The organism is uncultured Microscilla sp. (assembly GCF_947493425.1).
Lineage (GTDB): Bacteria > Bacteroidota > Bacteroidia > Cytophagales > Microscillaceae > Microscilla.
Map to the genome: position 1 here is coordinate 1 of NZ_CANLRP010000056.1, position 12,852 is coordinate 12,852.

Here is a 12,852-nt window from a genome sequence, read left to right on the forward strand (position 1 = left end):
ATCCAATAGATTTTAAAGATACATTGTCTATTGGAGCCATTCACAGATTTTAAAATGGAGGATGGCGAACATGTTGTCTTTAGTGAAGATCTTATAGTCACGTCAGCACTTCCAACTAAAAACTCCCGACTATTTAGTAGCTATATAATACAAATCTAAACTCTCGTCGGGGCGATCGCTTAGGTAATAGTCGTCAAAATTGATTTGTGCTACCAGTGAATTATCTTGCTTTTGCAACTTCTTACGGTTCATTCTATTCAAAATATCGTAAGGTACTTGTAGCACTTGGCGTGGCAAACGATACTGTAGGTTAAAAACATCCCAACGGGTAATTTTTTCTACCGACTTTTTATTTTGGTTATAATAATCCATCACCTTTTCGTTGCCTTTTACTCCGTGGGTATCTACCTGACTAAAATATCTCCCCATTAATGTGGCAAGCTCTTGTGCAGTATATTCACGGATATGCCAAGGGTTACGCGTAAGCGAATATTTAATATTAGGAGTAGTGATCAAAGCTTTGCCACCTGGCTTCAGCACCCGGTTGATTTCCTTCAAATATAAGTTGTCATCTTTGATGTGTTCTATTACCTGAAAAGAAACCACAAAATCATAAGTATTGTCTTGCAACCCAGTAAAAGGAGGGATGTTTTGTGAAAGAAAAGTAAAATCTTTGTATTGTTCTGATAGCCATGCTATCAACTTATCATTTTTGTCTATAGCAGTATACTGGTCACATACTTTTTGCAAAGTTTCCAGTCCACGACCAAAGCCACAGCCTATCTCCAGCAAATTGCCACTGACATATTTGATAGCCTCTTCGTAGGCAAAAGTCAATCTTTGGTGAACAGGATTGTCAGAAACTATCTCGTTAGATGTTATTTCGGTAGTCTTAAACATAATAAATAATGTTTAATCAAACATTGCCCGCATCTAACAGGGTGCAGCTACAGACAAGCCTGAAAAAATAGATATAGAATGCAAAGTTACAAAGCATTGAGCACATTCTATCTATTTTAACGTTATTTAGCACTTGTAGTATTGTGTTCCTCTTCCTCTTCTATGTCTTTCTCTATCCCTCTAATCCCTTTAAACAACGCGTTAAGGGCATTGATAAGCATGAGTATGCCTACCAAAATAACGAAATGGTCTTTGTGTAAGCGTAAGTGAACAAAATCTTTGACAACCACATGCACCATGTCATAGATACTGACTACAATTAACGAAATGCTCACTACTAATTGGTAAATGGGGTGGTTGATGAGTTGATCAATGCCATTTAATATTTTTTTCATATATATCCTCATTAGTTCGTAATGAAATTTAATAATAAATGTGATGTAAGTCAATCAACCCATACAACAAAGTAAGGGAGCAATTAAAAAATAGGATACTGGTTCTTTGCTAGCTATTTTATTCTGAGACGCGGCACTTTTTAAAGTCATAGCAGAGCTACGGCTGCAAAAGTAACAAAGTCTCAAGGCAAAAGAGCAGCTACAAAATGGGTAGGTTATTTCTTGTTTGCTCCCTAACCTTATACCAACACTTTAGCAGGGACTACTACATTCTTAATGTTGATTTTTTCGAGCAACTGTTCTTCAAGCAAATCTGCCCAGGTACGCAAGTACTTTACTACATCGTCGCGTTTGTTGTGTATGAGGTAGCGATTGTTGGCAGGCAACCTCTTGAGCACTTGTTTGTCCGATAGTTTCTCAAGGTGTTTGAGATCGGTACGAGTAAGCCCAGCATTGAGCATCTCGCTGATTACTATGTCCATAGGCAAGTTGCTGGTAGGACAAAACTCTGAGGTTTGTTCCGACCAATCACCAAAACGGGTTTGCAAAGCGTATTCATGTATTTCGGCTTTGCTAAGCTGGGTAATTTCTTGCGCTAGATTGCCACAATTGCAACTGCCCATATGCCCCCATTGGTAGGGAACCCCTTTGGTAAGTTTATCTGCTGTTTTGTGTAAAGCCTCTATCAAAAATGTACTGGGTTGTGCCATAATATCAAAAAAATAAGAGTTGGTTTTATATCTATGAATGATTTGTAATTATTTACTTTAACAGTTGTTTAAACCTATCTGTTTGCTCTTTTCTCAAGTTTTTCTGTATTCATGGCTTGCTTTCCGCTGATTTTTAGAGCATAACAGTATTGTCTGTATGCAATGAAGGAAGAGAGTTCAAGATAGTTTTTTTCAAAATACTGAAAAGAAAATTGGTTGAATAGTTAAAAATTGAATGTGGTGCCTGGAGTGGGTTAAGGAAAGTTATAAACTTGTTTAAGGTTTTGGCATTGAGAGCAAAATGAATGATTTTTCACATAGATGAGGCGTGGAAGGCGGAGTTTAGCCTAGTGCACTGGAAACTAAATTCCTATCATATTATTCGGAGTCTTTAGCCCGCTTACTTTACTTCAAAAAGTTTACGTAGCTTTGGCTATGCGCACTTTTTGAAGTGCGTCAGCAAACAAAATACCCTCGAATAAATAATATATTTATTTAATCCCCAATGCACTAGCTAAATGAGCATTTTCACAACGAAGTATATGGGTAAAAGAACCATTTTGAATTATTTGAAAAAACCTTAAACAAGTTTAATAAAAGAAAAGCCCACTCTTATATATAAGTGGGCTTTCTGTCTGTTAATTGACAAATATTTTTATGTCATAAGTAGAGATTGTACAAAGGTGTTTAGTCTTCGAATGTAATTTCCATTTTAATGGTTGCATAGTCCCCTAAAATAGACTCTATTTTGTTATGAGAGATAGATTTTCTTTTAAGAAAGTCATAACGAGCATCCTTATATTTAATCTTTCTTTCAGGTGCTAGTTTAGGGTAAACATTGTCCAAAAAATGTTGGAAAGCATCCTCTAGGGTATCAAACTTTTTCATTTTAATCATCCTTTAATTTAATAAAAAAAATTATCGCAAATATTCTTCGTAAGAAATTAAATAATTACTTCAAAATCAAGTGCTTATATTGCAATTTTCAATATTTTTTGTTCCAAATAACGAAAAAAAGTGAAATTGTAGAACATCTCACTTGTTTTTGTTGGCATGAGCTACATGTAATTTAGTGCTTTACGCTATTTTCCATTCTTGTATTATTGCTAAGAATCTTTCTTTTATATGGTGAGCCTATTGCTCTCCAGGCATTTGGTCGCTTGGAGCAAGTAGGTTTGACAGCAAGCAACAATACACTGTTGATAAATTATTTTTTTATGGTATAAAAAAATAGCTGTATAGAGCAAGTATTGGTCTTACCCATCATCATTATGTTAAAGCTACTTGATATTAGGTAAGGCTTAATTACCTGTTGTATGCAATAATAAATCAACAGGCGTAAAAGCACAGCAGGGGTGAATTGAGCAAGGTTGTAATTTACAAGGATTAAAACCAAAATTACCTATTTTTTCCACAAAGTAAAATAAAATCAATTTTATTGAACTTTGTTCAGCTTTTGCTTAAGTTTTTTATCCCACTCTATAATACTTCGCTTGTTCTTGTTAAGCATTTGCCCAATCTCCCACTGACTAAAACCTTCTGACAGTAGTTTAAGGTATACTTTTTCTTGTGCACTTAAAGTGACATCATTGGGTAGGTTTTGGGTATAATGTTTCAGGGTATCGTTCCCCAGGTTGGTGTTGAGCAATGATAATATTTTTTCAAACTCGTTTTGCTCTGCCAAAGAACTCAATAATTTGGTATTTAACTTTTGGTTGGTAATAATTAGCTGAGGTTGTTCTACAGGAGGAGGCATTGCCTGTTTTTGTTGCAATTGATACCACCAAACTATACCGCCCAACATGATGAGGATGGTCATGATACCCCAAAAAATCCATCGTTGTGTATTTTCGTTACTTAGTTGGGTTTCAAGAGTAGGTTTTGTCATTCTCGACTCGGTGGTTGAATATACTTTACTCAATAGTAGGCTGTCTTGTTTTTCTATAAGCAAATGTGTACGAATGTATTTTTTACTTGCTTGCTGTTTTTTGATTTTGTATTGGTTGATCAGCCCTAGATATACCTCATTTTTAGTATGTTTGTACATTTGCATGGCAGCATTGCAAGCGTCCTGGTAATCTTCCCTGATCATTTCTGTGAGCCCTTTTTGGTCAGCCATGTTTTGTGCGTTGTTACGAAGCAAACTAATGACTGAATCATATTTATTGAACCCTTGCTTGGCCTCTCTAATGTTTTGTTGAAACAAAGCAATCATTGCTCTGTAAAACCAATACATATTTTGCAGATTCAGGTCTTGATAGTGTATTTTTTGAGTTTTACTCAAGTAGTGTTTACCAGTTTTAAACGCCTTTTTTTTGTAATAAATTTGTGCCAACCGAATGTTGTACAAAGCCTTATGGTAAGCCTCAAGGTGAGGTTGTTGCAGTGCCAATTTTGTATAATGTATGGCAGAATCGGGTGAAATTGCTTCATAAGCAAAACTCGAATTATAATACGCCATAGCTTGAGTATGAGGAAAATGTTTTTTCCTTAGCTCTATTGATTTACGGTGATAGTGTAAAGAAGAGTCAACCCATTTGATAGAAAAAGTATCTGCCTGGCTTAAGTTATAAAACACATTCCCCAACGATGAATAGCTGTTCTTGAGGTTGCCTAGCTCCCCTTTTTTTTCTGCATGTTTTGTTACCCACCTAGCCAACCTTAAAGCAGTGTTATACTTCTTTTGGCGGCGATAGGGAGCTATCATTGCCAGCCTGACTTTGTTTTTACTTGTTTCGTTGGTATAAAGCTTAAGCGATTGTTGATAGTAATGAATAGCGGTATTATTCCACTCTTGTGCTTTAGCCATTTTTCCAAGCAAGCAATACACCTCAGCCCTTTGATTATTATTGTTGGCAGATAATAAAGCTCGGTTGGCGAATATTTTTGTACTATCCGGGTATTTGTGTCTGAGTTTTCGAGCTTTTTCGTAATTTTTTTTGTAAATTTCAGATGTATTTACAGATTGTGCTTTAGCTGAGGTAAAGAACCCCAATAAAACACCCAATAATACAAATGCACCATTTATATTGTACACTTTTAATTCGTTGCTTAAAGATGAAAAATTTATTCGAGTCATTCACAGATTGTGAGCTGTCAGAGTCACAGTTAGCACTAACTTCAGGTGGTAAGTGCCCTTGCCCAGAAGATCCTGGTGGGTCTTCAGGTTCAGGCAATAATACTACCAGTGGAGGTGCCATTTATTATTACTACTATTATTAATAAAATACAGTTGAATAACATTGCTCCAGTGATTTTTATTCAGCTATATTTTTGCTATTGATCAACAGTAAATTTAACTCTGCTAAGTTAATATATTTAGCAGAGTTTTTTATGATTTTTTTTAGATGCTTTTTTCAATGCTCACCACTACATACTTAGAGGTAGGCGTATTACTTTTCTTGGCTACGCTATTAATTGGCACCAATACGTTGGCCTCTGGAAAATAAGTAGCAATGCACCTTTTAGGAATGTCAAAAGGTACTACCAAAAACGCTGGTGCCACTCTTTGCTCTCCCTCATAATTACCTTTTAGGTTTACCTGTTGTTTGCTTACCAGCCCCATTTCTTTCATATCTTCCTGGTTCATAAGCACTACCCGACGCTCATTGTAAATACCTCTGTAACGATCGTTAAGCCCGTAAATAGTCGTGTTAAACTGGTCGTGGCTGCGGATAGTCATCATGATAAACTCATCATTGGCAAGGGTGTTTTTAGGTATAGGGTGTACTGTAAAGTATGCTTTGCCTTGTATAAATTTACGTTCACGTGCTACATTGGGCAAGTTAAAACCATTGAGCTGCCTTACTCGTTCATTGTATTGTTCAAACCCTTCAATAGTTGCTTCTATATGGTCGCGTACTACATCATAATCATGCATCATTGCTTGCCAATCTACCTTACTTTGTTCAAATGTGGCTTGCGCCAACTTTGTGATAATGGCAGGTTCGCTCAATAAGTGTGGCGAAGCTGGCTTGATACGTCCTCTACTTTGGTGTACTACCCCCATAGAGTTTTCTACAGTGACAAATTGTTTTCCTGATTGTTGCACATCTAGTTCAGTTCTGCCCAAACAAGGCAATATCAAGGCTTGTTTTCCGGTAACCAGGTGCGAACGGTTAAGTTTGGTAGATACTTGTACTGTAAGTTGACAGTTTTGTAATGCCTGAGCTGTATACACAGTGTCAGGAGTGGCTGATAAAAAGTTGCCCCCCATCGCAAAAAAAACTTTAGCTTTCCCTTCATACATTGCTTTGATAGCATCTACTGTATCATATCCATGCGCTGAAGGAGGCTTAAAACCAAAGTGCTTTTCTAATTGGTCTAATAAATCTTGAGGAGGTTTTTCCCAAATGCCCATTGTACGATCACCCTGTACGTTGCTATGTCCACGTACCGGACAAGTACCTGCTCCTTGCTTCCCTATGCTACCTTTGGCCAGTAGTAAATTCACTACCTGTTTAATCATTGCCACCGAGTTGGGGTGTTGGGTAAGCCCCATTGCCCAACAAGCAATAATGCGATCATTGTTGCATAGCAGTTGGGCAGCTTCCTCAAGTTGGGTTGAGTCAATGCCGCTTTCGCGAATACATTGTTCTAAGTCTACCGATTGAATATCAGCCCAAAATTCTTCAAAACCCTCAGTGTATTGATCAATAAATTCCCGATCAAACACACTACCCTCATTTACAGCTTCTTGGTTTGCCATGAGTTTTAGCAAGCCTTTCAGCAAAGCCATGTCACCATTGATTCGAACCTGCAAAAAAATGTCGCTTAAGGCGTCTGCTTTGCCAATCCAACCACTTACTTTTTGAGGGTTTTTAAATGCCTGAAGCCCAGTTTCGGGCAAAGGATTGACATGTATTATTTTAGCTCCTTTTTGTTTGGCCTCCTGCAATGCCGATAACATGCGAGGGTGGTTGGTGCCAGGGTTTTGTCCAATGACCAATATTACCTGGGCGTGATTAAAGTCCTCTAATGTAACCGAGCCTTTGCCTATGCCCAAGGTTTCACTCAATGCAGCTCCGCTAGATTCGTGACACATATTAGAGCAGTCAGGCAAATTGTTGGTACCAAACTGCCTGACAAATAGCTGATACATAAAAGCAGCTTCGTTGCTGGTGCGTCCCGAAGTATAAAAAACAGCCTCATCAGGAGAGATCAAGTCATTGAGTTCTTGAGCAATCATGGCAAACGCTTCCTTCCAGGCGATGGGTTCATAATGTTGGCTATTGGTTTTGAGCACCATAGGATGAGTAATACGACCGCTTTTACCTAACCAATAATCAGATTTTTGAGAAAGTTCGCCTACACTATATTTTTTAAAAAAGGCAGGGTCTACCCGTTCCAGGGTAGTTTCTTCGGCTACTGCCTTTGCGCCATTTTCACAGTATTCGGCAACAGCCGAACGAACCTTGGGGTCAGGCCAGGCACAGCCAGGGCAGTCAAATCCTTTCTTTTGGTTAAGGTTGAGTAGTATACGGTTTCCTCGAAATATGCCAGATTCTTTGGCAATGTGGTGAAGGGCAGATTTGACTGCTTCTGCTCCAGCAGCTATTTCTTTAGGAGGCTTAATTTTCAGCCCAGTAAATTCTTCAGATGTGAGTGGGTTTACCTGACGATTGCTATCTATATTATTCATGTTTTATTGATCGTGTGCTGTATTTTTCTGATATGTGTGCTGTTGTTTACACAATTTAGAAACATTTTCGTAATAATTTCTCGTTTTTAGCTGGATTTTACTTGCATAAGTGGGGCTGTACTTTAGGTACTTTGATAGGATACAATTTGTTATAGGCGGTTTTAGGTGTGTTGTATAGGATGAAATGTTATGTTGTATTTATGGAGTAAATTGTTTGTATTACATTTTATTGCTCTCTTCCAGCCAGGTCTATCACGCTTGCTTTTTTATTACGACTTACTGACGCCTTCCCATCAAAAAAGTCTTCGGCATAATCATATTGTATAGGTGTAATTTCTTTGCCCTTTGGAGTAATATACCCCCATAAGCTATCTATTTTTACTCTAGCCCGTTTTTGGGCAAAAGGCATTATTTGGTCATATTTAAGGGAGGTTACCTCCTTACCTTGGTGATTGATAATGCCCCATTTATTATTGGCAGCAACCAATAGTAAGTTGTGTGATAGTGGTTGATAATGATCATACTTAAACTCTGTAAGTGGTTTACCAGTAAGGTCCAAAATACCTGTTTTTTTATTTTTGATTGCAGCAAGTGCTGTTTTGTTTGGTAATGCCTCAATAAAATCGTACCCTATGACAGTACGAAGCATGTCTTTATACATCACACCATACTTTGCCCCTTGTTTTACTATATACAGTTGTGCGTTTACTGGTATAAGAAGCTGACCTTGTTGGTTTACAAAACCTTTGTGTTGTATTTGTTTGCCTTGAGCGTTAGGCACAAAAAAGGTAACCTTTGCTTTGCCTTTGTCAAAACTACGGGCTTCGGGATAAACCAATGGAACCACTACTTTGCCTTGAGTGTTGATAAAGCCATGCCAGCCGTTTTTTCCCACAAGTGCTCGTTGTTCGCTAAAGGCAAGCACTGTATCATATTTCAATGCGGTAATTTCTTTTCCAAATTGGTTGATTACTCCCCATTTACCGTCTTTTTTTACCTGCGCAAAACCTTGCGAAAAATCAAGGGTTTGGTCATATTTTGCGGGAGTAAGCATATTGCCTTGTTGGTCTATAAAACCATATTTATTGTATACAAAATAGCGAGCAAATCGCCCTTTAAAGTCTTCTAAAGTAGGATATTTTAAGTTTACCCTGATGCGTCCAGTAGAGTCTATGGCTCCCCAGTAGCCATCTTTTTTCACCAATGCCCGGTTGTTTTTAAAGTCCCTTACCTCATCATATTGTACAGGCGTAATTTCTTTGCCTTGACGGTCTATAAATCCCCAATATTGTCCATTGTCTAAGCTAACCAAAGCAAACCCTCCATGAAAATCACCTATGAACCCATATTTGAGAGAGGTGACAGCTTGCCCTTCCCGGTCTATCAACCCAAAAACTTTCTGGGTATAACCCTGTTCATCTTTACGGGTTTGGGCTACTTTGGCAAGCCCTTGTTTGAAAGATTCGGCATAATCGTATGTTGCCGATACTACAATTTCTCCCTTAGTATCTACAAACCCCCATAAGTAGTGTTTAACTAAAGAATCTTTGTTGTCTTTTATTTCTACGCTTATTCTTGCTAAGCCCTCTGAAGGCATATCTATGCTACGAAACTCAATAGGCACCACTACTTTTCCTTGAGTATCGATGAGTCCTTCCTGGTTGTTTATATTCACAATAGCCAAACCACCTTCAAAATCGCTTGCCCAATCATAAGAAGGCTTAATCACTTCTTTGTTTTGTTGGTCAATAAATCCGTATTTCCCTTTAAAAAAAACTCTGGCAAGTTCTCCTTGGTGTTTGTATACTACTTCATACTTTAGTTTTTGGGTCATTTCCTGGTCTACTTGCAAAGCTGCCTTGCCTGATGTTTTGGTAGAGTCTACCGGAGACTGGTTGCTTGTTTTTGTAGAACACCCCAACAGTGCAACAAACCACAAAAGAGCCAAGAGGATAATTAGCTTATGCCCAAAGGCAAAAAGGCTATGTAGAACATAAGCAAATACTTGATGTAGATAAAAGAGGGTGTTATTTTTTTGCATTTTTGTTTAACATCTTTTTGCGTGCTTCAAGATAGTTTTTTTTCTTGACTTCGTTCTGAGGGTTTTCTCGGTATTCAATAAATTTTTGGGCAAACTCAGGGTGATCGTGGTAATAGAGTTGGATCAGCTTAGACAAAGGTGTTTGATAAAAGGTAAGTGCTAGTGTAGCAATGAAGATAGATTTGACCAGGAGTTTTTTGAAAAAAAGTTTTTCTTTGAGTACTTGAACAGCAACAAATATTGTGTATGCCATGAGTATAAACATACTGAAGCCTAAAAAACGAGTATCCCAAAGCATAGCTTTGAACAGTACTCCCAAAGTGTTGATGGCAAATAAAAGGTACCCTAATTTGTAAAGAGGAATAAAAAAGCGGTCACTGGCAGCAACAGGCTGATCATTGAGTAAAGTAGGGCGCAAGCCTCTCCTAATATAACTGATGGATAAACCCAGCAAGCCAATGATAAGCACCGGAGTACCCCAAAACACCAAGGCTATTTTGAGCATAAAACCTGTAATACTTAAAAGTATAAAAATAAACTCAGTGAGAACAAATGGTTTCATTATCTGTTATTTTTTGGGTCAAAATACGGCTTTAAGCAAGCACTTAGGTATTTGACACGAAGGTACTATCATTTTGCTGAATTTGCCAACCTGAGAGCATTAGGTGCCTGGCAATCGCAAGAAAAATTTACTTGCAAAGTAATAGCTTGATTATCAGCTGCTTGATGAATTACTTGTGTATTTTAGTAAAAAGATCAAATAACTGTTAATCAGTTGTTTATGATTTTAGCAATGCAATAATTGGCTTTCTTGCGATTGCCCTGGCATTAGGTGCAGGATAACTGAAGAAATTAGGTAATGTAGTTTTGTGGTTGGTATGTAGGTTTTTTAAGTAGGTCTACTTCCCAAGCATTTGTGTATAATTTGCTTTTAGGGGGGAATAAGTGTTAAGAATAAGGAAGGGTTGGCTTGATGGTGCGTGTCCTAAAGATTTAGTGAATAATATTTTTTGTTGCCAAAACATTGCGTAAAGCAACCAGTTGATCAATGGCTTCTTGTGGGGTTTTTCCGGCGGTGGCAATCATACCCCAACAGTCGGGAGCTATGCTAATTACTTCCATTTTGGAAGCTGCCTCAGGAAAACATTCGGCCACTATTTGTCGAAATTCGGGCAGGGTAAAATCAATGTGAGGGTGTATGACCAATGTTGCTCCATATAACCCTTGAGCAAGCACGTTTTTTTTATCCATAAATGTACGCAAACATTCAGCTCCGTTAAATGAGAGGTTAGGGTCTTGCACTCCCAACATTATTTCATCACCAAAATGCCCACCTAAACGACCAATAGCAAAGTCGATTCCAGCAATATTTAACCCAGCAATATGTTGTTGAAACCCACTGGCCAGTGCCCGCATTGTGTTAGTAATGCAGGTATAATGTTCGGCTGATATATTCAATTTGGTTGCTTGTTGGGCATCCAGGTATAAGTTTCCCTTCCAAGAAGTGCCTTCCATAAATTGTAGGGTAATACCAGGGGCTTGTTCGCCTTGGCGTATATGTGCTGAGGGGGTAGTTTTTAGGGTGAAATCATTTACCACAGTTTCTAAATACGTAACATGAGCTTCGAGTAAATAGTCATCATCGTAGGTGTAAGCCTCATTTGCCAGTTGGGTCAGTAGCGTAACATCAGCTAAAGGTATATTAGGAGTAATACGTGCTCCATCACCTGAGCTACAGGCTTTAAAACAACCTGTGGTAAGCCCGTATCGACTTTGAAGTAGCTGTGCTGCCTGTTGTATTTGCTTGGCAAAATGGGCTTCATCACAGTTTTCTCGAATAATTATATAACCAGGCAAACGGGGTATTTCTACCTTGAGTTTTTGGTAAACGTCAGCAAACTGTCCCTCATTTGCCAACGTTTCTTTTACAGTTTGTTGCTTGATTTTTTCTGTGGGTATGCCCAATGCTTGTTCTACCGAGGGGTATAGTACTCTTTTATTGTTCCAATGTTGTGAAATCTCAGGTGAGTTGCTATCAATTTTGAGCTGGTCAAGCTGTGCCATTCGCTTAAGCCATACCAAAAATATTTGCATTTCTTGCTCAAGTGCATATACCCTTGCCACTGTATTAGGGTGGGCTGTCAAAAAATCAATCATCTGTTTAATGACAGGTACTGGAGTTGCAAGGTGTTGTTTTGCCAGTACAATCAAAGCTTGTGAAAGGTAATAATAATCTATGTTTGCAATATAGGCACCTCTCACTTTTTCGGTTTCAATGGCAGTCTCCCAGGCAGTTACCCTGCCTACACACAAGTCATCTGGTTGGGCAAAATACACCGACTGGACCTCTTTATAAGCAGCGTAGTCTAAGCCTGGTACTTCTTGTTGAAGCTTGTTTAAATCGTCTAAAAAAGCATTAAGTTCAGGAGTAGTAGAATGTAAAAATAAAGAAGTGTTAGTGTTAGAAGATTGAGTAACTGAAACAAGCTCTTGGGTGACAACCTGCGCCAGGTTAGACAAATCTACCCCCAATAATAGTTCGCATAGGTCTTCTATCTCATAAGCTCGTAAAACCAGAGGTCCTGTATAAAACCCTTGCCAAGGCAATACCTCGCCAGGGGATACTCTCACATTCCATTGATAATTTAAAAATGTTTTTGGATCAAAGTGATCTAAAAACACTTTCTGATAGTCAAACATTCGTAATTATTAATTATTAACCAACGGTTTAGAGTATGTTTAAATTTGTCTTCGGAGTTAAAAATGATGAGTTTTTTGTGCTGGCGAGATATATTTTTAAGTGAATAGCTAAAGCCCCGAATACAAGTTCGGTTCATAACTCCGAGCTTGCCCTCGGAGGATTTTAAAACTATTGACGCAAAAATTAACGAAGTCAGCGCGTAAAAATCACTTTTTTAGCCCAGATTATAACCGAGCGTAAACGAGTTTCTAAATTCCGAACTTGATTCGGAGCTCTGTTTCACCATTGACAATAAACAAGAAAACTAATTTTTAAACATACTCTTATGGTATTTTAAACAACTTAGAAGTGTCATTTTCTTGCCCAAGAATCCGACTCAACCTTGCTTTGCTTTTACAACAATGTAAAAACAACCAACTCCTAAATTACGCTAAAAATTGATTTAAATTCTAACGAGTCCTCAT

10 protein-coding genes are annotated in these 12,852 nt (G+C 38.0%); 1 reads left to right on the forward strand and 9 read right to left on the reverse strand.

Going from position 1 to position 12,852, the window contains the following annotated elements; genetic code table 11:
• Positions 1-129: 129 nt before the first annotated feature.
• From Q0954_RS15675 to Q0954_RS15695, 5 genes are all read right to left on the reverse strand, one after another.
• The gene (locus Q0954_RS15675) at positions 130-900 is read right to left on the reverse strand and encodes a bifunctional 2-polyprenyl-6-hydroxyphenol methylase/3-demethylubiquinol 3-O-methyltransferase UbiG (RefSeq protein ID WP_299458438.1); all 771 of its coding nucleotides are present in this window, start codon (positions 898-900) and stop codon (positions 130-132) included.
• A gap of 122 nt (positions 901-1,022) precedes the next feature.
• Positions 1,023-1,295, reverse strand: coding sequence for a hypothetical protein (locus Q0954_RS15680; protein WP_299458439.1), 273 nt, complete (start codon positions 1,293-1,295; stop codon positions 1,023-1,025).
• 239 nt (positions 1,296-1,534) lie between these two features.
• The gene (locus Q0954_RS15685; RefSeq protein WP_299458440.1) at positions 1,535-2,005 is read right to left on the reverse strand and encodes a hypothetical protein; all 471 of its coding nucleotides are present in this window, start codon (positions 2,003-2,005) and stop codon (positions 1,535-1,537) included.
• Positions 2,006-2,692: 687 nt separating this feature from the next.
• Positions 2,693-2,893: a hypothetical protein gene (locus Q0954_RS15690; RefSeq protein WP_075163997.1), complete on the reverse strand. Its 201-nt coding sequence runs from the start codon at positions 2,891-2,893 to the stop codon at positions 2,693-2,695.
• Between the two features lie 547 nt (positions 2,894-3,440).
• Positions 3,441-4,814, reverse strand: coding sequence for a hypothetical protein (locus Q0954_RS15695; RefSeq protein ID WP_299458441.1), 1,374 nt, complete (start codon positions 4,812-4,814; stop codon positions 3,441-3,443).
• 248 nt (positions 4,815-5,062) lie between these two features.
• On the opposite strand from Q0954_RS15695, the gene Q0954_RS15700 reads away from it, so the two are divergent.
• On the forward strand, positions 5,063-5,227 hold the full coding sequence (locus tag Q0954_RS15700; RefSeq protein WP_299458442.1) for a hypothetical protein: 165 nt from the start codon (positions 5,063-5,065) through the stop codon (positions 5,225-5,227).
• Between the two features lie 121 nt (positions 5,228-5,348).
• On the opposite strand, the gene Q0954_RS15705 is transcribed toward Q0954_RS15700, so the two are convergent.
• The 4 genes from Q0954_RS15705 to Q0954_RS15720 all read right to left on the reverse strand — a co-directional run bounded on the left by Q0954_RS15705 (position 5,349) and on the right by Q0954_RS15720 (position 12,387).
• A complete protein-coding gene (locus tag Q0954_RS15705) occupies positions 5,349-7,646 on the reverse strand; it encodes an FdhF/YdeP family oxidoreductase (RefSeq protein ID WP_299458443.1) in 2,298 nt (765 codons plus the stop codon).
• A 226-nt stretch (positions 7,647-7,872) separates the two neighbouring features.
• Positions 7,873-9,687, reverse strand: coding sequence for a WG repeat-containing protein (locus Q0954_RS15710; protein WP_299458444.1), 1,815 nt, complete (start codon positions 9,685-9,687; stop codon positions 7,873-7,875).
• Positions 9,674-10,249 (reverse strand): hypothetical protein, encoded by a 576-nt coding sequence (locus tag Q0954_RS15715; protein ID WP_299458445.1) that lies wholly within the window; start codon positions 10,247-10,249, stop codon positions 9,674-9,676. Before Q0954_RS15715 ends, Q0954_RS15710 begins: the two co-directional genes overlap by 14 nt.
• A gap of 431 nt (positions 10,250-10,680) precedes the next feature.
• Positions 10,681-12,387 (reverse strand): hypothetical protein, encoded by a 1,707-nt coding sequence (locus Q0954_RS15720; RefSeq protein ID WP_299458446.1) that lies wholly within the window; start codon positions 12,385-12,387, stop codon positions 10,681-10,683.
• Positions 12,388-12,852 lie beyond the last annotated feature (465 nt).

Coding starts and splice junctions, on each gene's coding strand:
- Q0954_RS15675 (WP_299458438.1), bottom strand. CDS start 900: ATGTTTAAGACTACCGAAATAACATCTAACGAGATAGTTTCTGACAAT.
- Q0954_RS15680 (WP_299458439.1), bottom strand. CDS start 1,295: ATGAAAAAAATATTAAATGGCATTGATCAACTCATCAACCACCCCATT.
- Q0954_RS15685 (WP_299458440.1), bottom strand. CDS start 2,005: ATGGCACAACCCAGTACATTTTTGATAGAGGCTTTACACAAAACAGCA.
- Q0954_RS15690 (WP_075163997.1), bottom strand. CDS start 2,893: ATGAAAAAGTTTGATACCCTAGAGGATGCTTTCCAACATTTTTTGGAC.
- Q0954_RS15695 (WP_299458441.1), bottom strand. CDS start 4,814: ATGGCTAAAGCACAAGAGTGGAATAATACCGCTATTCATTACTATCAA.
- Q0954_RS15700 (WP_299458442.1), top strand. CDS start 5,063: ATGAAAAATTTATTCGAGTCATTCACAGATTGTGAGCTGTCAGAGTCA.
- Q0954_RS15705 (WP_299458443.1), bottom strand. CDS start 7,646: ATGAATAATATAGATAGCAATCGTCAGGTAAACCCACTCACATCTGAA.
- Q0954_RS15710 (WP_299458444.1), bottom strand. CDS start 9,687: ATGCAAAAAAATAACACCCTCTTTTATCTACATCAAGTATTTGCTTAT.
- Q0954_RS15715 (WP_299458445.1), bottom strand. CDS start 10,249: ATGAAACCATTTGTTCTCACTGAGTTTATTTTTATACTTTTAAGTATT.
- Q0954_RS15720 (WP_299458446.1), bottom strand. CDS start 12,387: ATGTTTGACTATCAGAAAGTGTTTTTAGATCACTTTGATCCAAAAACA.